We start from the raw sequence: 23,658 nt of genomic DNA on the forward strand, positions 1-23,658 counted from the left end.
GCCATTCAAGGAATCGATGTGACCCCGACGCACCCCGTGGACTTCGTGAGCCACCTGCGCGACCTGGCCGCGCGCCGGCCCGATGACACCGCGCTGGTCGGCGTGACCGACCGCGACGGCGCGGCGCTCGACACGCCCCTCTGCTATCGCCAGCTCGATGCGCGCGTGCGCGGCCTGGCGGCGCGCCTGCAGCAATCCTTCGGCCGCGGCGAACGCGCGCTGATCATGCTGGACAACGGCGACGACTACGTCGTGAGCTTCTTCGCCTGCCTGTACGCGGGCCTGGTCGCCGTGCCCGTGTTCCCGCCCGAGTCCACGCGCAAGCGGCACCTCGGCAAGCTCGAGGGCATCGCGGCCGATGCCGGCGCCTGCTGCGTGCTGACCCATGCCGACATCAAGGCCTCGATCGCCGCGGCCGAGGCCTTCGCCGACGTGCCGTTGATCGCGGTGGACGCGATCGGTACCGACGACGCCGACCGCTGGGCGCCGCACCAGCCCTCGGCCGCCGACATCGCCTTCCTGCAGTACACCTCCGGCTCGACCTCGGCGCCCAAGGGCGTCATGGTCACGCATGCCAACCTCATGGCGAACATGCGCGCGATCGAGGAGGGCCTGTCGGTCGGTCCGGACGACATCTTCGCGACCTGGCTGCCGCTCAACCACGACATGGGCCTGATCGGCGGCCTGCTGCAGCCGCTGCACCGCGGCATCCCGGTCGTGCTGATGTCGCCGCGCTACTTCCTCGAGCGGCCGGTGCGCTGGCTCGAAGCCATCTCGCGCCACCGCGCGACGATCAGCGGCGGCCCCGACTTCGCCTATCGCCTGTGCCTCGAACGGGTGTCCGAGGCGCAGTTGCAGAAGCTCGACCTGTCGAGCTGGGCGCTCGCGTTCTCCGGCGCCGAGCCGGTGCGCGCCGACACGCTGCATGAATTCAAGCGCCAGTTCGCGCCCGCGGGATTCGCCGCCGGCGCGGTCTACCCCTGTTATGGCCTGGCCGAATCCACGCTGTTCGTGACGGGCGGCTGGCGCGGCGCCGGCATGGTCGCCCAAGGCTTCTCGAGCCAGGGCCTGGCGCGCGGCGAGGTCTTGACGCAGGCCGACGGCGCGGTCCTGGTCGGCTGCGGCCGCACCGTCACCGGCCATGCCGTGCGCATCGTCGACCCGGCCTCGCTGTCGGTGTGCGATGCCGGCCGCGTCGGCGAGATCTGGGCCACCGGCCCGAGCATCGGAAGCGGCTACTGGAACAAGCCCGAGGTCTCGCGGCAGACCTTCGTCGATCGCGACGGCGCCACCTGGCTGCGCACCGGCGACCTCGGCTTCGTGCACGACGGCCAACTCTACGTGGCAGGCCGCATCAAGGACATGATCATCGTGCGCGGCCACAACCTGTACCCGCAGGACATCGAACGGATGATCGAGCTCGAGGTCGACGTGGTGCGCAAGGGCCGCGTGGCGGCGTTCGCCGTCGATGGCCCTGCTGGCGAGGGCATCGGCCTGGCCGCCGAGGTGTCGCGCAGCGTGCAGAAGCTGGTCGGTCCCGAGGCGCTGGTCGAGACGCTCAGCGCCGCCGTGAGCGAACAGTTCGGCGAGCCGCTGTCCGTCGTCATGCTGCTCAATCCGGGCGGCATGCCCAAGACCACCAGCGGCAAGCTGCAGCGCGGCGCCTGCCGCCAGGGCTGGATCGATCGCACGGCCGATGCCTATGCGATGCATGCGCATGGCGCCTTCGTGCTCGGCGGCACCGCCGCGAAGGCGCCCGCGGCGGCGCTGCCGCTGGACGAGCTCGAGCAGGCCATGGCCGCCATCTGGAGCGAGGTGCTGCGCCGCGGCGCGCAGCAGCCCGCGCTGGCACGCGATGCCCATTTCTTTCTCAGCGGCGGCAACTCGCTCGCCGCCACGCAGGTGGCGGCCCGGGTGGCCGACGCGTGGGACATCGAGTTTCCCGTGCGCCTGCTGTTCGAGCAGCCGCGGCTGCAGGATCTCGCCGCGGCAGTGCGCCGCGTGCGCGCCACCGGCCTGCGCAGGCCGCGCAACCCGATCCCCGTGCTGCCGGCCGAGCGCAGGAGCGGAGCGCTCGCGCTGTCGCATGCCCAGGAGCGCCAGTGGTTCCTGTGGCAGCTCGATCCGAAGAGCACGGCCTATCACATCGGCATCGCGCTGGACCTCTCGGGCCCGCTCGATGCCGCTGCCTTGAACGCGGCCTTCGACGGACTGGTCGCTCGCCACGAGAGCCTGCGCACCGTGTTCCGTGCGGCTGCGGATGGAACGGTCGGCCAACGGATCCTGCCCGCTTCGCGCTTCGCGTTGCGGCAGATCGACCTGCGCGAGCTGCCCGCGTCGGCGCGCGAAGCCGCCGCGACCGCGCACGCACGGCAGTGCCAGGAGGAACTGTTCGACCTCGGCGAAGGCCCGCTGCTGCGCGCGGCGCTGATCCAGGTCGACGACGCGCGGCACCTGCTCGTCGTGGTCACGCACCACATCGTGTCCGATGGTGCGTCGCTGCAGCTGCTGGTCGGCGAACTCGGTGCCGCCCATGCGGCGCATGCGGGCGGCAAGGCGCCGCAGTTCGCGGTATTGCCGATCCAGTACGCCGACTACGCGCTGTGGCAACGCGACTGGCTCGCCGCCGGCGAGGCCGAGCGGCAGCTCGCCTACTGGCGCGTACAGCTCGGCGACGAGCATCCCGTGCTCGCGCTGCCCACGGACCACGCGCGGCAGGCAGTGGCGAGCTACCGCGCCGCCAGCCATGCCTTCGAATTCGACGGCGCGCTCGTCGCGCGGCTGCGTGCCACCGCGCAGTCGCATGGCGCGACCTTCTTCATGGCGCTGCTGGCCGGCTTCCAGGCGCTGCTGCACCGCTACACCGGCCAGCAGGACGTGCGCGTCGGCGTTCCGGTGGCCAACCGCCACCGCCCCGAGACCGCGGGCCTGATCGGCTTCTTCGTCAACACCCAGGTGCTGCGCGCCACGCTGCAGGGCCGCACGAGCCTCGCGCAATTGCTGGCGCAGGTGCGCGAGGCCGCGCTCGGCGCGCAGGCCCACCAGGACCTGCCGTTCGAGCAACTGGTCGAGGCGCTGCAACTGCAGCGCAGCCTGAGCCACAGCCCGCTGTTCCAGGTGATGCTCAACCATCTGCGCGAAGACGTGGATGCGCTGCGGCTGCTGCCGGGCCTCGAGGCGCGCGAACAGCGCATGGCCGAGGGCGCCGCCCAGTTCGAACTCGCGCTCGACATCCGCGAGCGCGCGGATGGCAGCACCGGCGCGGTGTTCACCTATGCGGCCGAACTGTTCGAGCCCGCCACCATCGAGCGCATGGCCGCGCACTACCGGGCGCTGCTGGAGGCGCTGGCGACCGATCCTGCGCAGCCGCTCGGCGATGTCCTCTTGCTCGACGCGGAAGAGCGGCAGCGACTGCGCGCCTGGTCGGTCGGCGAGCGGCAGGTGCTGCAGACGCAACCCGTGCACCGCCTGTTCGAAGCGCGGGTGCGCGCGAACCCGGAGGCCGTCGCGCTGATCGATGGCGACACGCCCTCGAGCTATGCCGCCTTGAACGAGCGCGCCAACCGCGTGGCACACCGGCTCCTGCGCGAGGGCGTGCGGCCCGGCAGCGTCGTCGCCGTGGCCATCGAGGCCGCGGGCGAGCGCGTGGCGGGCCTGCTCGGCGTGCTGAAGGCCGGCGGCACCTATCTGCCGCTCGATCCGTCGCATCCCGCGCAGCGGATCGCGCAACTGCTCGAGGACAGCGGCGCCAGCGTGCTGCTCGCGGACGGCGCGCAGGCGTCGACCTTGCCGCCGGGCATCGCCAGGGTTCAACTCGACCCCGCGCAGCTCCAGGCCGAAGCCGTCACCGACCCCGCCATCGACCTGCACGACGGCCATCTCGCCTACCTCGTCTACACCTCCGGCACCACCGGCGCTCCCAAAGGCGTGGCCGTGTCGCACGCCGCCCTCTCGATGCACCTGCAGGCGATGGCGCGGACCTGCGACATGCGCGCCGAGGACCGCTCGCTGCAGTTCGCATTGCCGCACGTCGACGCGGCGCTCGAGCAATGCCTGCTGCCGCTGGTGTCGGGCGCGGCCCTCGTGGTGCAGCCGCAGTGGTGCTCGCTCGCGAGCGAACTCGACGCCCTGCTGCAGCGCCACCGCGTCAGCGTGGTGGACCTGCCCCCGGCCTATGCGCGCCAGCTGATGCAGGGCCAGCCGCCGTTCACGCATGCCGTGCGCCTCGCGCTGTTCGGCGGCGAGGCCTGGACCGGCGAAGACCTGGCGCTGATCCGCCGCGTGCTGCGTCCCGCGCGCATCGTCAATGCCTACGGCCCGACCGAAGCCGTCATCACGCCCACCGCATGGAGCGGCACGGCGCACGATCCCGTGCAGGGCTACGCACCCATCGGCCGTCCCGTGGGCCATCGCACGGCCCATGTGCTCGATGCCGACCTGCAGCCCGTTCCCCAGGGCGTGGCCGGCGAGCTGTACCTCGGCGGCGCGGGGCTCGCGCGCGGCTACCTCGGCCGCGCGGCGCTCACGGCCGAGCGCTTCGTCGCCGATCCCTTCGATGCCGAGGGCGGCCGGCTCTACCGCACCGGCGACCTGGTGCGCTGGGGGCTCGATGGCCAGCTCGAATACCTCGGCCGGCTCGACCACCAGGTGAAGATCCGCGGCTTTCGCATCGAGCTCGGCGAGATCGAGGCGAGGCTGCGCGAGCACCCGGCGGTGCGCGAGGCGCTGGTGCTCGTGCACGACGGCGCGGCCGGCCCGTCGCTGGCCGCCTACGTCGCACCGTCCGCGCGCATCGATGCCGCCGCGTTGCGCGAGCACCTGGGCCGCGCGCTGCCCGACTACATGGTGCCGCCCGCCATCGTGGCGCTCGACAGCTTCCCGCTCACCAGCGGCGGCAAGGTCGACCGCCGCGCGCTGCCCGCCCCGACCCTCGCCGCTGCCTCGCAGGGCTACGAGGCGCCGCAGGGCGACGTGGCCCAGACCCTGGCCTCGATCTGGGCCGGACTGCTCAAGGTCGAGAAGGTCGGCATGAACGACAACTTCTTCGACCTCGGCGGCAATTCGCTGCTGGTGATCCGCATGCACCGGCTGATGGAAGACCGGCTGAACCCGGGCCTGAAGGTGGTCGACCTCTTCAAGTACCCGACCGTCGGCGCGCTCGCGCGCCGCATCGAACAGGGCGGCGGCACGACCCCATCCGATGCCGGCGAAAGCGACGACAGCGAACAGGCGCGCGCGCAGCGCCAGCGCACGGCCCTGCTGCAACGCCGCCGTCCCACCGAAAGAAGCTTCTGATGCAAGACTCCGTGTCGCCGCCCGAACTCACGGGCCTCGAGATCGCCATCGTCGGCATGGCCGGCCGCTTTCCGGGCGCGCCGGACGTGAATGCCTTCTGGCGCAACATCCGCGACGGCGTCGAGTCGGTCACCGTCTTCAGCGACGAGGAACTGCGCGCGCGCGGCGTGCCCGAGCGCACCCTGGCCGATCCCGACTACGTGAAGGCCGGCGTGCTGTTCGAAGGCTTCGACCAGTTCGATGCCGGCTTCTTCGGCTACTCGCCGCGCGAGGCCGAGCACCTCGATCCGCAGCAGCGCATCTTCCTCGAATGCGCCTGGGAGGCGCTCGAGCACGCCGGCTGGCAGGCCGGCAGGGGCGGCGCCTCGGTCGGCGTCTATGCCGGCGACGGCCCCAACCTCTACCTGATGCGACACCTGCTGCCGGCCTTCGGCGTCGACGCGGGCACCGGCATCGCCGACATGCTGGGCCTGATGAGCGGCAACTCCGCGGGCTCGCTGTGCACGCGCGTGGCCTACAAGCTCGACCTGCGCGGCCCGGCCGTCAGCGTGCAGACCGAATGCTCGACCTCGCTGGTGGCGGTGCACATGGCCTGCCAGGCGCTGCTGAGCCACGACTGCGACATGGCGCTGGCCGGCGGTGTCTGGCTCAACCTGCTGCAGGAGGGCGGCTACCGCTTCCAGAACGGCGCCATCCTCTCGCCCGACGGCCACTGCCGCGCCTTCGATGCGAAGGCCGCGGGCACGGTCATCGGCAGCGGCGCGGGCATCGTCGTGCTCAAGCGGCTGGCCGAGGCACTGCGCGACGGCGACACCATCCATGCCGTCATCAAGGGCACGGCCGCCAACAACGATGGCTCCGACAAGATCGGCTTCACCGCGCCCAGCGTGCAGGGCCAGGCCAGCGCGATCCGCGCGGCGCAGATGGTGGCGGACGTTCCCGCGGCCAGCATCGGCTACGTCGAGGCGCACGGCACCGGCACCACGCTCGGCGACCCGATCGAGATGGCCGCGTTGATGCAGGCCTTCGCGAGCGGCGGCGCGACCACGCCGCAAAGTTGCGCGATCGGCTCGGTCAAGACCAACATCGGCCACCTCGACGCGGCCGCCGGCGTGGCCGGGTTGATCAAGGCGGCACTCGCGCTGCGGCATGCGACGCTGCCGCCGAGCCTGCATTTCGAGCAGCCCAATCCGCAGATCGATTTCGCGAGCGGTCCGTTCTACGTCAACACCGAAGCCCGGCCCTGGCCGCAGGGCGCCGCGCCACGCCGCGCGGGTGTCAGTTCCTTCGGCATCGGCGGCACCAACGTGCACGTGGTGCTCGAGGAGGCGCCGGCCATTGCCGCGCATGTGCCGACACGGCGCGAACCCGACTGGCAGGTGCTGTCGCTGTCGGCCCTGAGCGCCACCGCCGCGCGGCAGGCCGCGCAGCGGCTCGGCGCGCACCTCGAGAGCCATCCCGAGCTCGCGCTGGCCGATGTCGCCCACACGCTGCAGACCGGCCGCCGTGCCTTCGCGCATCGTTGCGCCGTGGTGGCCGACGGACCGGCTGCCGCCGCGCGCATGCTCGCCACGGGCGAGGGCCTCGTCGTGGCATCGGCCCCCGTGCCCGAGCAAGCGCCCGAGGTGGTGTTCCTGTTCCCGGGCGGCGGCACGCAGCACGCCAACATGGGCCTCGCGCTCTATCGCGACGACGATGCGTTCCGCGCCGACGTCGACCGCTGCTGCGAGCTGCTGCGCCCCGAGCTCGGCTTCGACCTGCGCGAGCTGCTGTTCCCCGCGCCGGGCGCTGAGACCGAGGCGGATGCGCGGCTGTTCGACATCGCCATGGCCCAGCCGGCGCTGTTCGTCGTCGAGTACGCGCTGGCGCAGTGGTGGATGCGCCGCGGCGTGCGGCCCGCCGCGATGATGGGCCACAGCCTCGGCGAGTACGTCGCGGCCTGCCTGGCCGGCGTGTTCCGGCTCGAGGACGCCTTGCGCGTGGCGGCCCTGCGCGGCCGCCTGCTGCAATCGATGCAGCCCGGCGCGATGACCGCGGTGCCGCTCTCGCAGGCCGAGCTCGCGCCTTTTCTGCAGGACGGCTGCGACCTCGCGGCCGCCAATGGCGAGCAGCTGTGCGTGCTGTCCGGCCCGATCGAGGCGGTCGAGGCCGCCGAGCAACGGCTGCGCGCGCAGGGCCATCTGCCGCGCCGGCTGCACGTGTCGATCGCCTCGCACTCGGCGATGACGCAGCCGCTGCTCGCCGAGCTCGAACGGCTCGTCGCCTCGGTGCCGAGGCAGGCACCGAAGATTCCCTTCGTCTCCAACGTCACCGGCCGGCTGATCACGGCCGAGCAGGCGACCAGCCCGAACTACTGGGCGCAGCACCTGCGCGGCACGGTGCAGTTCGAAGCCGGCCTGCGCACGCTGTTCGAGCGGCCCGGCCGCGTGGTGCTCGAGGTCGGCCCCGGCGAAACGCTCGCCGGCCTCGCGCGCCAGCACCCGATGGCGGCATCGGCCGCCGGTGTGTACGCGAGCCAGGCCCATCCGCAGCAGCAGGCGCGCAATGCGCAGCAGCTCGCGCAGACGCTCGCCGGCCTGTGGCTCGCGGGCGTGGCGATCGACTGGGCCGCCTGCCATGCGGGCCAGGCCCCGCGCCGCGTGCCGCTGCCGGCCTATCCGTTCCAGCGCCGCCGCTACTGGGTCGAGGCGTCCGCATCGGCGCCGTCCGCGCGCGCGGCAGCGGCCGATGCCTTCTACGTGCCCGTGTGGAAGCGCGGCGAGCCCTTGGCGCCCACCGCCGCGGCCGGCACGGGTTGCGTGCTGCTGTACGGCGACGAGCGCAGCCTCACGGGCCATCTCGCGCGCCACCTGCGCGCGCAGGGGCATGCGGTGGCGCTGGCGCAGCGCGGCCTCTCGTTCGCGCGCACCGGCCGCGAAGGCTGGACCTTGCGTCCCGGCGAGCGCGACGACCATGCGCGATTGCTGCGCGAGGTCGAGGCCGAGCTCGGCACTGTCGGCGCCATCCATCACCTCTGGTGCCTCGACGAGGTGCCGGCCGCGCAACCGCAGTCCGAGCTGCTCGAGCGCGGCTTCTTCAGCCTGCTGGCGCTGGTGCAGGCGCTCGACGGCGCCGGCACGGTCGCCACCACGCTGCCGATCGCGATCGTTGCCAACCAGATCGAGGACATCACCGGCGCCGAGGCGCTGTGCCCCGAGAAGGCCACGCTGCTGGGCATCGCGAAGGTGATCGGGCAGGAGTGCCCGCGCATTCATTGCCGCGTGATCGACGTCATGCTGGCCGCGCCCGAGAGCGAAGCCGAGACCCTGCTGGTCGAGCAGATCGCCGCCGAGGCCGCGGCACTGCGCGCCGAGCCCGGCGAGCCGCTCTCGGCCTACCGCGGCGCGCACCGCTGGGTGAAAGCCTACGAGCCCGCGCCGCTGCCGGCCGCTGCACAGCCGCGCCTGCGCCGCGAGGGTGTCTACCTGATCACCGGCGGCCTCGGCGGCGTCGGCCTTGCCATCGCGAAGCACCTGGCGCAGCACTGGCAGGCCAGGCTGGTGCTGCTGGGCCGCACCGCGATGCCGGCGCGCGACGCGTGGGCCGCGCTGGCGGCCGATGCCGGCCAGCCCGAGGCACAACGCAACCGGCTGCGCCAGCTGCTGGCGCTCGAGGCGCTGGGCGCGCAGGTGCTGACCCTGTCGGCCGACGTGTCCGATCTCGCGCAACTGCAGGCGGCGCTCGCGCAGGCGCACGTGCGCTTCGGCGCGCTGCACGGCATCGTGCATGCGGCGGGCGACGCGGGCGGCGGCCTCATGGCGCAGCGCACGCGCGCGCAGGTCGACACCGTGTTCTCGACCAAGGTGCGCGGCACCCGCGCGCTGCTCGACGCGTTGCGCGGGCAGCCGCTCGACTTCGTGCAGTTCTGCTCCTCGATCTCGAGCGTGGCCGGCGGCCTCGGCATGAGCGACTACGCCGCGGCCAACGCCTACCTCGATGCCATGGCGATCGCCCAGGCGCGCGTCGGCGGCTGGCCCGTCTTCTCGGTCAACTGGGATGCCTGGCGCGGCCTCGGCATGGCCGAGCACATGGTCGTGCCCGAAGGCATCGGCATGGACGGCCCCGAGGGCGCGCGCACCTTCGAGCGCATCGTCAACGGCCCGCTGCGCCCGCAGACCGTGATCTCGACCACCGACCTCGCGCAGCGCCTCGGCCCGCTCGACGCAGGCATGCTCGAGCTGCTCGACGACAGCGGCGCGCCGCCCGCGGCGATCGGCGGCAGCCATCCGCGCCCCGCGCTGTCGACCCCGTTCGTCGCGCCCGAGGGCGAACTCGCGAACGCGCTGGCCGCGCTGTGGACCGAGCGCCTGGGCATCGCGCCGATCGGCATGGACGACAACCTGTTCGAGCTCGGCGGCGATTCGCTGGTGGCGATCCAGCTGCTGTCGCGCATCCGCAAGGCCTACACGGTCGAGCTGCATCCCAGCGAGTTCTTCAAGGCGCCGACCCTCGCCGGCCTGATCGCGAAGCTGCCGGCGCGCGACACCGCGGTCCCGCCGCAACCGGCCGCCGCGATGGAGATCGCGCCGGTGCCGCGCGGCGGCGCGCTGCCGCTGTCGCCGATGCAGCGCCGCCTCTGGCTGGTCGACCGGCTCACCGATGCCGGCAACCTGACGGGGCGCGCGGCCTACAACATGTCGGCCGGTCTGGCCCTGCATGGCGCGCTCGATGTCGAGCGGCTGCGCGCGGCCATCGACGCCATCGCCGCGCGGCACGAGGTGCTGCGCACGGTGTTCGCCGAGGACGAGGAGGGCGAGCCCGCCGCGCTGATCCGCGCCGGGCAGCGGCTCGACATTCCGCTCGTCGAGATCGCCGAAGCCGACCCGGCCGTGCGTGCGCGGCGCTATGCCGCGCTGTTCGACGCGCTCGTGCGCCAGCCCTTCGTGCTGGCCGAGGGGCCGCTGCTCAAGGCCACCGTGGTGCGCCTGGGCGAACGCGAGCATGTGCTGGTCCTCGTGGTGCACCACATCGTGTTCGACGGCTGGTCGATTGCCGTGTTCGCGCGCGAGCTCGGCGAGTTCTACCAGCGCGCGCTGCGCGGCCAGCCGCTCGCGCTCGCGCCGCTGCCCGTGCAGTACGTGGACTACGCCGCGTGGTACGGCCGCGCGTTGGCCTCGCCCGCCTTCGCTCCCAAGGCCGAGTTCTGGCGTGCGTACCTGCGCGACGCGCCGCAGGTCTCGGGCCTGAAGCCCGACCACGAGCGCCCGGCCACCGCCTCGCACGCGGGCAACTCGGTGCTGCTCGAACTGTCGCCGGCGCTGTCGCAGGCCCTGGGCGTGCTGGCGCGCGAATCCGATGCCTCGCTGTTTACGCTGCTGCTCGCCTCCTTCTTCCTGTTCTTCCACCAGGCCTCGGGTGCCGACGACCTCGTCATCGGCACCGACGTGGCGGGACGCGGCCATCCCGACCTCGAGCAACTGCTGGGCTTCTTCGTCAACGTCGTGCCGCTGCGTTCGCGCAGGGCCGACCCGAAGACCGATTTCCGGCAATGGCTCGCGCGGACGAAGCAGCAGGCGCTCGCCGCCATGGACCACCAGGACGTGCCCTTCGACCAGATCGTGGAGCTCGCCGGCGCTCGCCGCGCGCGCGACCGCAATCCGCTGGTGCAGGTGCTCTTCGTCCTCCAGAACACACCCGAGATCCGGTTCGCCATCGAAGGCGCCGAGGTCGAGGTGCTGCCCCAGCAGATGAACGAATCCAAGTTCGACCTGGCGGTGTTCGCCAGGGAACAGGCCGGTGCGCTCGCCGTCGAGTGGGTGTACGCCACGGACCTGTACCGGCGCGAGACCGTCGAGCAGTTCACCGCTTCGTGGCATGCGCTGCTGGAGCGGATCGTCGCAACACCGGGCCAGGCCATCGACGCGCTGGCCCCCAAGCAAATGCAGGAGCGATTCACCATGAACACCGCAAAACCCCTCGGCACTACCGTCACCACCGGCACCGCCGGCAAGATGGACAAGCTCGGCAAGCTGGACAGGCTCGGCCGTGGCGCCGCCGGCCGCGAGGCGCCGCGCGCCGCCGCGCGCCCCGTGGTCCAGACCTCCTTCCTGCGACCCGGCGCGGAATTCCCGATCGTGCTGCAGGCCACCACCGGCGACCTCGACACCGTGGCCTGGGCCCGGAGCCAGGCCGACTACATCGAGATGCTGGTCGCCAGGCATGGCGGCGTGCTGTTCCGCGACTTCGGCCTGAAGACGCCGCAGGACTTCGAGGCCTTCGCCGAGGCCATCGAGCCCGAGCTCTACGGCAGCTATGGCGACCTGCCGAAGAAGGAGGGCGGCAAGAAGACCTACCGCTCCACACCGTACCCCGAGCGGCAGATGATCCTCTATCACAACGAGAGTTCGCACCTCGACCGCTGGCCGCGCAAGCAGTGGTTCTTCTGCGAGCTGCCCTCGCCGGTGGGCGGCGCCACGCCGATCGTCGACTGCCGCGAGATGCTGCGCCGCCTGCCGGCCGAGATGGTGGCCGAGTTCGAGCGCAAGGAACTGCTGTACGTGCGCACCTTCACGCCCGGCCTGGACGTGAGCTGGCGCGACTTCTACAAGACCGATCGCCGCGAGGAGGTCGAGGCCCGCCTGGCCGCCGCCGGCATCGCCTGGCGCTGGCTCGACGAGGACACGCTGCAGACGCGCACGCGCTGCCCCGCGGTGATCCGCCATCCGATCACCGGCGAGAAGGTGTTCTTCAACCAGATCCAGCTGCACCACGTGGCCTGTCTCGAGCCGCAAGTGCGCGAGGACCTGCTCGCCATGGGTGGCATCGACCGCCTGCCGCGCCATGTGATGTACGGCGACGGCTCGCCGATCGCGGACCAGACCATGGCCGTGGTGGGCCGCGTCTACGAGGAGTGCGCGGTGCGCTTCGACTGGCGGCAGGGCGACATCGTGATGCTCGACAACATGCTCGCGGCCCATGCGCGCGACCCCTACGAGGGACCGCGCAAGATCGTGGTGGCGATGGGCGCGATGTTCGACCGCGCCGCGCTCGAGGGCGCGCCGCCGGCGACGGCCGACACCCGCCTGGCCGACGAGCAGGGAGCATGAGCGTGACGAGCACCATCGCCCCCACGTCCGACACCACCTTCCCGCTGAGCGCCGAGCAGCGGGCCGTGCCCGCGGGCGCGACCCGCCTGCTGCTGTCGGTGGGCATCGACGGCACGATCGATGCCGCGGCCCTGCGCATCGCCGTGGAGAGCGTGCTGCGCGCCCATGGCGCGCTGTGCGCGGCGATCCGGCAGGTGCCCGGCTACCGCGGCCCGCGGCAGCAGTACTTCGACGAGATGCCGCCGCTGACATGGCGCGCGGCCGACCTCGGCGGCGCGGCCGATGGCGCGCTCGACGCATGGCTCGAGGCCTTCAATGCCGAGCCGCTGGCGATCGAACGCGGCGAACTCGTCGGCGCCGCGCTGCTACGCACAGGCGCGGCGAGCCACACGCTGGCGCTGTCGCTGAGCCCGCTGGTGGCGGACCGCGAGAGCCTGCAGAACCTGTTCGACCAGATCGCCACCGCAAGCCTCGGCGAGGGCGCGCTCGACCCCGAGGACATCTTCCAGCACGCGCGCTTCGTCGAGTGGCGCGAGGACCTGCTCGAGGGCGAGGACGCGGCCGAGGGCCGCGCCTACTGGCAGCGGCTGGCGACCGAAGCCGCCGCGCTCGCGCCACCGCGCCTGCAGACTGGACGCGGTGGTGCCCTGGCCGATGCCGCGCGCCGTATCGTGGCCGAGGCCGCCATCGACGCCGCGTTGGCGGTGCGCGTGACGGCACTTGCCGAGGCCCTCGGCACGCAGCCCGAGACCCTGCTGCAGGCCGCCTGGTGGCTGCTGCTGGCGCGCCTGCACGGTGCGGGCCGCTTCGTCGGCGGCTGGCAGCACGACTGCCGGCGCGACTACGCACCGATGCAGGGGGCGGTCGGCCTGTTCGACAAGGTGCTGCCGGTGCTGGTCGACGTGGCAGAGGACGAGTCCTTCGCCAACTGGACCGGCCGGCTCGACGCCGCCCTGGCTGCGCACGTCGAGGCGCAGGAGTACTGGCCGGTCGATGCACCGCCGATCGTGGCCCAGGCGTCGGTCGGCTTCGCCTCGCACGAGGCGCCGCGGCAGCATGGTTCCTCCGTGCGCTGGCGCCTGACCGGATTGCCGGGCCCGATGCCCGGCTTCGAACTCGCGCTGCAGGCCGCATGGGGCACCGAGGGCGCGCAGCTGTCGCTGCACGCCGATGCCGCGCGCCACGGCCGTGCCGCGCTCGAGCGCCTGCTGCTGCAGCTCGTCACGCTGCTCGAGGCCGCCGTCGCGCAACCCCATGCACCGGTCGGCATGCTGCCGCTGGTCGGACCGCGCGAACGCGCGCTGCTGCTTGCGCACGATACGCCGCCGCTCGATGTCGGCACGCAGACCGTGGCCGAGCGCGTCGCGCACTGGGCCCGGACGACGCCCGACGCCGCGGCGCTCGAGGCCGGGGCGCAGTCCCTGAACTATCGCGAGTTCGACGAACGGATCAACCGCCTTGCGCACTGGCTCGTGGCGCAGGGCGTGACGCCCGGCGCGCTCGTCGCGTTCAACCTGCCGCGTTCGGTCGACCTGCCGCTGGCCATGTTCGCCGCCTGGCGCGCGGGCGCCGCCTACCTGCCGCTGGAGCCGGGCTGGCCCGAGGCGCGGCGCGCGGCAGTGCTCGCCGATGCCCGGCCCGCGCTGGTGCTCGAGGGCGCGCTGCCCGCGCTCGACGGCCTGCCCGCGCATGCACCCGCGCACTGCATCGCGCCGAACGACCTGGCCTATGTGCTCTACACCTCGGGCTCCACCGGCACGCCCAAGGGCGTGGCCATCGAGCACGGCCAATTGCTGAACTACGTGGCGGTCGCCTCGGCCGCGATGAAGCTCGACGGCTGCCGCCGCTGGGCGCTCACGAGTTCGGTCGTGGCCGACCTGGGCAACACCGCGCTGTTCGGCGCCTTCTTCAACGGCGCCTGCCTGGTGGTGGCGTCCGAGGAGGAGGCAAAGGACGCGCGGGCCTTCGCCGACTTCATGGAACGGCACGCGATCGACGCGCTCAAGATCGTGCCTTCGCACCTCGAGGCGCTGCTCGAATGCGAAGCGCCGCGGCTGCCGCGCACCCTGGTGCTGGGCGGCGAGGCCGCGCCGCGCGCGCTGGTCGAGCGCATCGCGGCGCTCGCGCCGTACTGCGCCATCTACAACCACTACGGGCCGACCGAGACCACGGTCGGCGTGATGGTCCATGCCGTGGCGGCGGGCGCGCCGCTGGCCGCGCAGTTGCCGCTGACCCACGTGCTCGCGAACAACCGCGTGCGCGTGCTCGACGCCTCGCTGGGCCTGGTGCCGGCGGGTGGCCTCGGCGAGGTCTATGTCGGCGGCGCGCAGCTGTGCCGTGGCTACCTGAACCGTGAGCCCGGCGATGCCTTCGTCGCCGACCCGTTCGCGCCCGGCGAGCGCCTCTACCGCACGGGCGACCTGGCCCATGTGCTGGCCGACGGCGGCCTGTGCCTCGCGGGGCGCGCGGACCACCAGGTCAAGGTGCATGGCTTTCGCGTGGAGCCGGCCGAGATCGAGGCGGTGCTGCTGGCGCAGCCCGGCGTGCGGCAGGCCGTGGTGCTCGCCGCGCCCGATGCGGCGGGCGCGACCGCGCTGTCGGCATTCTTCGTTGCCGATGGCGCCTCGACCGACGGCCGCGCGCTGCGCGAACGCCTGGCCGCGCTGCTGCCCGCCCACATGGTGCCGGCCAGCTTGACCGCGGTGGAGGCCTTCGCACGCCTGCCGAACGGAAAGATCGACCGGCTCGCGCTGAGCGCGCTCGCACCGGCCGCGGCCGAACGCAAGGTCCACGTTGCGCCGCGCGATGCGCTCGAGGCCGTGCTGGCCGAGGGCATGGCCACCTTGCTCGGCAGCGACCCGATCGGCGTGGAGGACGACTTCTTCGAACTCGGCGGCCATTCGCTGCAGGTCATCAAGCTGGTCGCTCGCATCCGCAAGCTGCTGCAGGTGGAGGTGGCGGCCGGCCTGGTGTTCGACCATCCGACGCCGGCGGCGCTGGCGGCGGCGCTGCGCGAGGCGAGCGGCGATGCGCAGGCGCTCGAGCGGCTGGCGCAGGCCCATCGCGACGCGACCGAAGGCGAACCGGCATGAGCGCCGCGCCGGGCCGCCCCAAGCAAGCTCGCACCGCAGTGCGAAGCACGAAGGTATTTCAATGAGCATCATGGCAACGCTTCCCGCCCTCGTGCGCACGGTGGCCGACGGCCAGGCCGTGGCCCTGTCCCATGCGCAGGAACAGCTGTATTTCCTGCAGCGGCTCGAGCCGACGCTGACGGCCTACAACCTGCCGCGCGTCTTCGAACTGGAGGGACCGCTCGACGCCGATGCGATGGAGCGGGCTTTCCAGGCGCTGATCGCACGCCATGCGATCCTGCGCACCCGCTTCTTCGAGCGCGACGGCGCGATGGTGCAGGAAGCGCAGGCCGGCGTCGAGTTCGCGCTCGAGCGCATCGACCTCTCGGCGCTGGCGCCCGCGCCGCGGAAGCAGCAACTGGACGCGCTGGTGCAGCGCACCGCGGAGCACGTCTTCGATCTCACGGCGGCGCCGGCGCTGATCGCGCGGCTCGCGCGGCTCGGCGAGCAGCGGCATGTGCTGGTGGTCTGCCTGCATCACATCGTCTCCGATGCGTGGTCGAACCCGATCCTCGCGGGCGACCTCGCCGTGGCCTACCGCCTGGCGCTGCGCGCCGAGGGGGCCGTCCACCTGCCGCCGCTGCCCGTGCAGTACGCCGACTACGCGGTGTGGCAGCGCGCTTGCGTCGAGCAGGGCGCGCTGGCCCGACAGCTCGACCACTGGAACCGGCATTTGGGCACCGACGTGCCCGCGCTCGACCTGCCGACCGACCGCGCGCGGCCGGCGCAGAAGAGCTTCGCCGGGCGCACGCTCGGCTTCGATCTTCCACCGGCGCTGGCCGCGGCGCTGCAGAAGCTGTGCCGCGCCGAGAAGTGCACGCCCTTCGTGATGCTGCTGGCCGCCTGGCAGGTGCTGCTGGCCCGCTACAGCGGGCAGGACGATTTCGCGGTCGGCGTGCCCAATGCCGGACGCCAGCAAGAGGAAGTGCATGGCCTGCTGGGCTTCTTCGTCACCACGCAGGTGTTCCGCGCGCGCCTGGCGCCGCGGCGCAGCCTGCGCGAGATCTGGCGCCAGGTCCGCACGGACGCGCTGGCGGCGCTCGACAACGCCGACCTGCCCTTCGAGCTGCTGCTGGCCAGCCGCAAGGACCGGCGCGACCCGGCGCGCAGCCCGCTGTTCCAGGTGATGTTCAGCGCCCAGATGCTCGACGGAGATGCCGCGCTCGACCTTGAAGGCCTGCGGGCCGAGGCGGTGGAGTTCGAGGAGGCCGGCGCCAAGTTCGATCTGTCGCTCGACTTCTACCTCGATCCGCAGCGCGTGCACGGCCGCCTCGAATACAACACCGACCTGTTCGACGAGGCGACCGCGCTGCGCCTGAGCGGCTATTACCGCCGCGTGCTCGAGGCCTTCGTGGCCGAACCCGAGCGCGTGCTGGGAGAACTGCAACTGTCTGGCGATACCGAGCACGCCTTGCTGCAGCGCTGGGGCGAGGGCGCGCCCGTCGCGCTGCAGGCCGAACCGGTGCACCGGTTGATCGCGCGCCATGCGGCGCTGCAGCCGGACGCGCCGGCGCTGCTTTTCGGCGAACTCGCCTGGAGTCGCGCGCAGCTCGACGAGCGCGCCAACCGGCTCGCCCACCGGCTGCGCGCGCTCGGCGTCGGGCCCGATGTGCGCGTCGGCCTGGCGGTGGAGCGCTCCGTCGACATGATCGTCGGCCTGCTGGGCATCCTGAAGGCCGGCGGCGCCTACGTGCCGCTCGATCCCGGCTACCCCGCGGACCGCCTGGCCTACATGGTGGAGGACAGCGCCATCCCACTGCTGCTCACGCAGAGCCACCTGAAGGAACGCATGCCCATGGGCGGCGCGCGGCCGCCGGCGCTGCTCGAACTCGACACCCTCGACCTGCAGACGTTGCCCGCGCACGATCCCGCGGTGCCGGTGCACGGCGGCAACCTCGCCTACGTCATCTACACCTCGGGCTCCACCGGCCGGCCCAAGGGCATCGGCATCGCGCATGCGGCGCTGGCCGCGCACACGCAGGTGGCGGCCGGCCTGTTCGGCCTCGGCCCCGACGACCGCATGCTGCAGTTCTCGACCATCAACTTCGACGGCTTCGTCGAGCAGGTGTTTCCGCCGCTCGCGACCGGTGCGGCCATCGTGCTGCGCGGCCCGCTGCTGTGGGACAGCGAGACCTTCCGCCGCGAGCTGATCGAGCGCTGCATCACCATCGCCGACCTGCCGACGGCCTACTGGAGCCTGCTGGTGCAGGACTTCGCGCGCAGCGCGTCGCGCGACTTCGGCGCGCTGCGCCAGGTGCAGGCCGGCGGCGAGGCCATGCCCACCGAAGGCGTCAGGTCGTGGCGCGAGGCCGGCATGTCGCACATCCGGCTGCTCAATACCTATGGCCCGACCGAGGCCGTGGTGAGCGCGACCGAGCACGACTGCGGCATCTACCTCGAAGGCGAGGTCGCGTTGCCCGCGCAGATGCCGATCGGCAGGCCCCTGGGCGGACGCCGACTCCACGTGCTCGACGCGGCGCTGCAGCCCGTGCCGCCCGGCGTGGCGGGCGAGCTCTACATCGGCGGCGAGCTGCTGGCGCGCGGCTACCACGGTCGCCCCGCGCTGAGCGCCGAACGCTTCGTGGCCGATCCTTTCGGCGCGGCGGGCGCGCGGCTGTACCGTACTGGCGACCTCGTCTGCTGGCGCGAAGGCGGCCGGCTCGACTACCTGGGCCGCATCGACCACCAGGTGAAGGTGCGCGGCTTCCGGATCGAGCTCGGCGAGATCGAGGCGGCGCTGCTGGCGCAGGCCGGGGTGCGCGAGGCGGTGGTGGTGGCGCTGGACGATGCGGCCGGTGCGCGGCTGGTCGGCTACGTGGCGGGCGAATCCGCCGACGCGTCGGCACTGGAGGTCTCGCTGTTGAGGGACGCGCTGGCCAGCAGGCTGCCCGAGTACATGGTGCCGTCGGCCATCGTCGTGCTCGGATCGTTGCCGCTGAATCCCAGCGGCAAGGTGGACCGCAAGGCCTTGCCGGTGCCCGCGCCCGCCGATGGAAGCGATGCGGACCATGAGGAGGCGCAAGAACCGGTGGAGCAGGCGCTCGCCGGCATCTGGGCCTCGGTCCTCGGCGTCGCGCGCGTGGGCCGGCGCAGCAATTTCTTCGAACTGGGAGGGCACTCGCTGCTGGCGATCCGCCTGCTCGAGCGCGTGCGGCGCGGCGGCTGGCATGCCGAGGTGCGCACGCTGTTCCAGAAGCCGGTGCTGGCCGATTTCGCGCAGGCGCTGCTCGCCGGCCAGGCCACCGCGCGGCGCGAGGTGACCGTGCCGGCCAACGGCATCCCCGAGGGGTGCGCGAAGATCCGCCCGGAGATGCTCACGCTCGCGGCGCTCGACGCCGCGCAGATCGCACGCGTCGAGGCGGCCGTGCCGGGCGGCGCTGCCAACATCCAGGACATCTATCCGCTGGCCCCGCTGCAGGAGGGCATTCTTTTCCACCACCTGCTGCAGGCGCAGGGCGATGCCTACGTCACGCCCTGCCTGCTGGCCTTCGACAGCGAAGCGCGGCTGCGCGGCTTCGTCGACAGCTTCAACCAGGTCATCGCGCGCCACGACATCCTGCGCACCGCCGTGCTGTGGGAAGGGCTCGGCGAGCCCGTGCAGGTGGTGCAGCGCCAGGCGGCGGTGCGGCTGGAATGGCTGGAAGCGCCCCTGGCCACGGAAGCGGCGACGCCGCTGGACGTGGCCGGGCGCCTGGAGGCCCGCGTGGATCCGCGCCACCATCGCATCGACGTGCGGCAGGCGCCGATGGTCAGGGCGCTGGCTGCCCACGACAACGCGCAGAACCGCTGGCTGCTGCAGCTGCCGAGCCATCACCTCGTGCTGGACCACACGACGCTCGAGCGCATCGTGGAGGAGATCGCGTTGATCCAGTCGGGCCGGCAGGCCGAGCTGCCGGCGCCGGTGCCGTTTCGCCAGTACGTCGCGCAGGCGCGGCTGGGCGTGGCGCGCGAGGCGCACGAAGCCTTCTTCCGGACCATGCTCGCGGACGTCACGGAAGCCACGGCACCGTTCGGCCTGCTCGACACGCAAGGCGACGGAACCCGGGTCGAGGAGGTCCGCCTGCCGCTGGCGCCCGGCCTGTCCACGCGGATCCGTGCGCAGGCCCAGGGCCATGGCGTGAGCGCCGCCGCGCTGTTCCACCTGGCATGGGCACTGGTCCTGGCGCGGACCACGGGCCGCGACGACGTGGTCTTCGGCACCGTGCTGTTCGGCCGCATGCAGGGCGGCGAGGACGCCGGGCGCGCGCTGGGCATGTTCATCAACACCCTGCCGCTGCGCGTGCGCATCGGCGGGCAGGACGCGGGCGACGGCCTGCGGCGCACGCAGGCGTCGCTGACCGACCTGATGCATCACGAGCACGCGACGCTGTCGCTGGCGCAGAAGTGCAGCGGCGTGGCGGGCGGCACGCCGCTGTTCACCGCGCTGCTCAACTACCGCTACAGCCCGCCGGAGCAGGCCGATGAGGAACTGGCGCGGCTGGGACGGCAGGGTTGGGAGGGCGTCGAACTCATCGGCGGCGCGGAGCGCACGAACTACCCGGTCACGATGTCGGTGGACGACCTGGGCGAGGGCTTTGCGCTGGTGGGCCAGGTGGTCCGCACGGTGGGTGCGCAGCGCCTGTGCGATGCCATGCGGGCCGCGCTCGAAGGGCTGGTCGAGGCGATGGAGACACGGCCCCGCCAGCGCATCGACGAGATCGAGCTGCTGGCGCCGCACGAGCGGCAACGGCTGCTCGGCTGGGGCGTGAACGCGAAGCGGCATGCGCCGGTGCAGCCGGTGCACCGCGCCATCGAGCACCGGGTGCGCGCGCATCCCGAGGCGCCGGCGCTGGTGTTCGGCGACGAGGTGCTGAGCTACGCGGAACTGAACGCGCGCGCCAATCGGCTCGCGCACCGGCTGATCGCGCTGGGCGTGAAGCCCGAAGCGCGGGTGGGTGTCTCGATGGAGCGCTCGGTCGAGATGGTGGTGAGCCTGCTGGCGGTGCTGAAGGCGGGCGGCGCGTACGTGCCGCTCGACCCGGAGTACCCGGCGGACCGGCTGGCGTACATGCTGGAGGACAGCGGCGTCGGCCTGCTGCTCGCGCAGGAGCGCACGGTTCCCGCCGGCCTGGCCGGCGCGGCCGTGTGCATCGTCGACCGGCTCGATCTCGGCAGCGGGCCCGCGCACGATCCCGAGCTCGCGCTGCACGAGGAGAGCCTGGCCTACGTCATCTACACCTCCGGCTCGACCGGCAGGCCCAAGGGCGCCGCCAATCGCCATGGCGCGCTGTTCAACCGCCTCGCATGGATGCAGCAGGCCTACGGGCTCGATGCGTCGGACACCGTGCTGCAGAAGACGCCCTTCGGCTTCGATGTGTCGGTGTGGGAATTCTTCTGGCCGCTGATGTCCGGTGCCCGGCTCGCCATGGCCGGGCCGGGCGACCACCGCGATCCCGCGCGGCTGGTCGCGCTGATCGGGCGGCACCGTGTCACCACGCTGCACTTCGTGCCGTCGATGCTGCAGGCCTTCCTCGCGCATGGCGGCATCGAGGCCTGCGCCTCGCTGCGGCGCATCGTCTGCAGCGGCGAGGCACTGCCGGTCGAGGCCCAGAACGAGGTGTTCCGACGGCTGCCCGGCGTGGCGCTGCACAACCTCTACGGGCCGACCGAGGCGGCGATCGACGTCACGCAATGGCAGTGCCGCGCCGACGGGCTGAGCCACGTCGCGATCGGGCAGCCGATCGACGGCATCCAGGTCCATGTGCTCGACCACAACCTGCAGCTTGCCCTGCCCGGCGTGGCCGGCGAGCTGTACCTGGGCGGCGTGGGTCTCGCGCGCGGCTACCTGCATCGTCCGGGCCTGACGGCGGAGCGCTTCGTGGCCGATCCGCTCGGTGCGGGCGGTGGACGCCTCTATCGCACGGGCGACCTGGTGCGGTGGCGTCCGGATGGACAGCTCGAGTACCTGGGGCGGCTCGATCACCAGGTGAAGATCCGCGGCCTGCGCATCGAGCTCGGCGAGATCGAGGCCCGGCTGCTGGCCCAGCCCGAACTGCGCGAGGCGGTGGTGGTGGCCAGGGACGGCCCCGGCGGGACACGGCTGGTGGGCTATGTCTCGCCGCGCGCGGGCCAGGCGCCGAAGCTCGAGGAGCTCAAGGCGCGCCTGGGCCTGGCATTGCCCGACTACATGGTGCCGGGCGTCCTGGTGCTGATGGCGCAGGGCCTGCCGCTGAATGCGAACGGCAAGGTCGACCGCAAGGCATTGCCCGAGCCCGGCCGCATGGACGCCGAGGCCTACGAGGCGCCGGCGGACGACGCGGAGCGCGCGCTCGCCGGCCTGTGGTCGGAACTGCTCGGCGTGGAGCGGGTCGGCCGCCACGACAACTTCTTTGCGCTCGGCGGGCATTCGCTGCTTGCCGTCCAGCTGGTGTCGCGCCTGCAGGACGGCACGCAGGCCGCCATCGGGATCCAGGACGTGTTCCGCCATCCCGTCCTCATGGACCTGGCACGGCAGGCACGCACGACGTTGCCGGACGGCCGTGGCGACGATGCGCTGTCGAGCATCGACGCCTTCATCGACAGTTTGGGAGAACCCGCTTGACGAACAGCATGACGACCCGACGCATCGCCGAGCGATTTGCGCAGCTGTCGCCGCAACAGCGCGAGGCGGTGTACCTGAAGATCCGCGCCGAGGGCCTGGGCATGGGCCAGTTCCCGATCGTGCCGGCGGGCGAGGGGGCATCCGGGGCGAGTCCGCTCTCCTATGCGCAACGGCGCCAGTGGTTCCTCTGGAAGCTGGACCCCTGGAACACGGCCTATCACATCGTGGCGGCGCTGCGCCTGAAGGGCGCGCTGGACGTCGACGCGCTGCGGGCTTCGTTCCAGGCCCTGGTCGCGCGCCATGCCTCGTTGCGCGCGACCTTCGTGCCCGAGGGCGATGACGACGGGGTCGCGCGGCAGGTGGTCGCGCCTTCGCTGGTGCTGGAGATTCCGCTGGTCGAGGCCGACGACGCGGACGCCGAGATCGGACGCCTGAACGACACGCCGTTCGACCTCGAGCGTGGCCCGCTGCTGCGGGTGCGCATGATCCGTCTCGGCGAACACGACCACGTGCTCGCGGTCGTGATGCATCACATCGTGTCCGACGGCTGGTCGATGCAATGCCTGCTGGACGAGCTCGTCGCGCAGTACGCAGCCCGCGTGCAGGGTCGCGAGCCCGTGCTGGCCGCCTTGCCGGTCCAGTACGCCGACTATGCCGCGTGGCAGCGGCATTGGCTCGAAGCCGGGGAGGCGCGGCGCCAACTGGACTACTGGACGGCCAGGCTCGGGAACGAGCATCCGGTGCTGCAGCTGCCCACCGACAGGCCGCGCCGCCCCGACGGCCATTACCGGGCCGCGCGGCATGGCTTCGAGCTGCCGGCCGAGCTGCGGCAGGCGCTGGGCGAGCGCGCCCGGGCCGAGGGCGCGACGCTGTTCATGGCGCTGCTGGCGGGCTTCCAGGTGCTGCTGCACCGCCATACCGCCCAGGGTGATATCCGGGTCGGGGTACCGATCGCCAACCGCCATCGCGTGGAGACCGAGGGCGTGGTCGGCTTCTTCGTCAACACCCAGGTGCTGCGCACGGAGATGGACCACCGCATGCCGCTGCGCCAGGTGCTGGAGGCCGTGCGCGAGGCGATGCTCGGCGCGCAGGCGCACCAGGACCTGCCTTTCGAGCAGTTGGTGGAGGCGCTGCAGCCCGCGCGTCACCTGGGCCAGAGCCCCTTGTTCCAGGTCGCGCACAACCACCAGCGCGCGGATGCGCGGGTCGCGCGGGCGCTGCCGGGGCTGAGCGTCCAGGCGCACGAGGTCGAAGGACAGTCGGCGCAGTTCGAACTGATGCTGGACACGAGCGAGGAGGAGGCGGGCCGCGTCCATGTCGTCTTCTCGTATGCGGAGGCGCTGTTCGATCCGGCCACGATCGCGCGCATGGCCGCCCACTACCTGGCCGTGCTGCGCGGGCTGGCGGACACGCCGCTGCTCGCGCTGGGCGACCTTGACCTGCTGGACGAGTCGGAGCGTGCTCGGCTGTGGAGCTGGGGCGTGGAGCCTGCGGCGTGGGGTGACGAGGGTGCGGTGCACCGCCGCATCGAGGCGCAGGCGCGGCGCGACCCCGATGCGGTGGCGCT

At 72.5% G+C, this 23,658-nt stretch carries 5 protein-coding genes; all 5 read left to right on the plus strand.

Going from position 1 to position 23,658, the window contains the following annotated elements; all coding sequences use genetic code 11:
* Positions 1–18: 18 nt before the first annotated feature.
* A complete protein-coding gene (locus AC07RV_RS44455) occupies positions 19–5,295 on the plus strand; it encodes a non-ribosomal peptide synthetase (RefSeq protein WP_296778942.1) in 5,277 nt (1,758 codons plus the stop codon).
* Entirely contained in the window at positions 5,295–12,380 is a 7,086-nt protein-coding gene (locus AC07RV_RS44460) for an SDR family NAD(P)-dependent oxidoreductase (RefSeq protein WP_366928992.1), read from the plus strand. Before AC07RV_RS44455 ends, AC07RV_RS44460 begins: the two co-directional genes overlap by 1 nt.
* A complete protein-coding gene (locus AC07RV_RS44465; RefSeq protein WP_296778946.1) occupies positions 12,377–15,472 on the plus strand; it encodes a non-ribosomal peptide synthetase family protein in 3,096 nt (1,031 codons plus the stop codon). The genes AC07RV_RS44460 and AC07RV_RS44465 overlap by 4 nt, the downstream gene beginning before the upstream one ends.
* Before the next feature lie 70 nt (positions 15,473–15,542).
* Positions 15,543–22,091 (plus strand): non-ribosomal peptide synthetase, encoded by a 6,549-nt coding sequence (locus AC07RV_RS44470; RefSeq protein WP_296778948.1) that lies wholly within the window; start codon positions 15,543–15,545, stop codon positions 22,089–22,091.
* 8 nt (positions 22,092–22,099) lie between these two features.
* Positions 22,100–23,658: condensation domain-containing protein (locus AC07RV_RS44475; protein WP_492716423.1), on the plus strand; the 1,559-nt coding region annotated here is incomplete at its 3' end.

The organism is Variovorax sp. GW821-FHT09B01 (genome assembly GCF_059418345.1).

Coding starts and splice junctions, on each gene's coding strand:
- AC07RV_RS44460 (WP_366928992.1), top strand. CDS start 5,295: ATGCAAGACTCCGTGTCGCCGCCCGAACTCACGGGCCTCGAGATCGCC.
- AC07RV_RS44465 (WP_296778946.1), top strand. CDS start 12,377: ATGAGCGTGACGAGCACCATCGCCCCCACGTCCGACACCACCTTCCCG.
- AC07RV_RS44470 (WP_296778948.1), top strand. CDS start 15,543: ATGGCAACGCTTCCCGCCCTCGTGCGCACGGTGGCCGACGGCCAGGCC.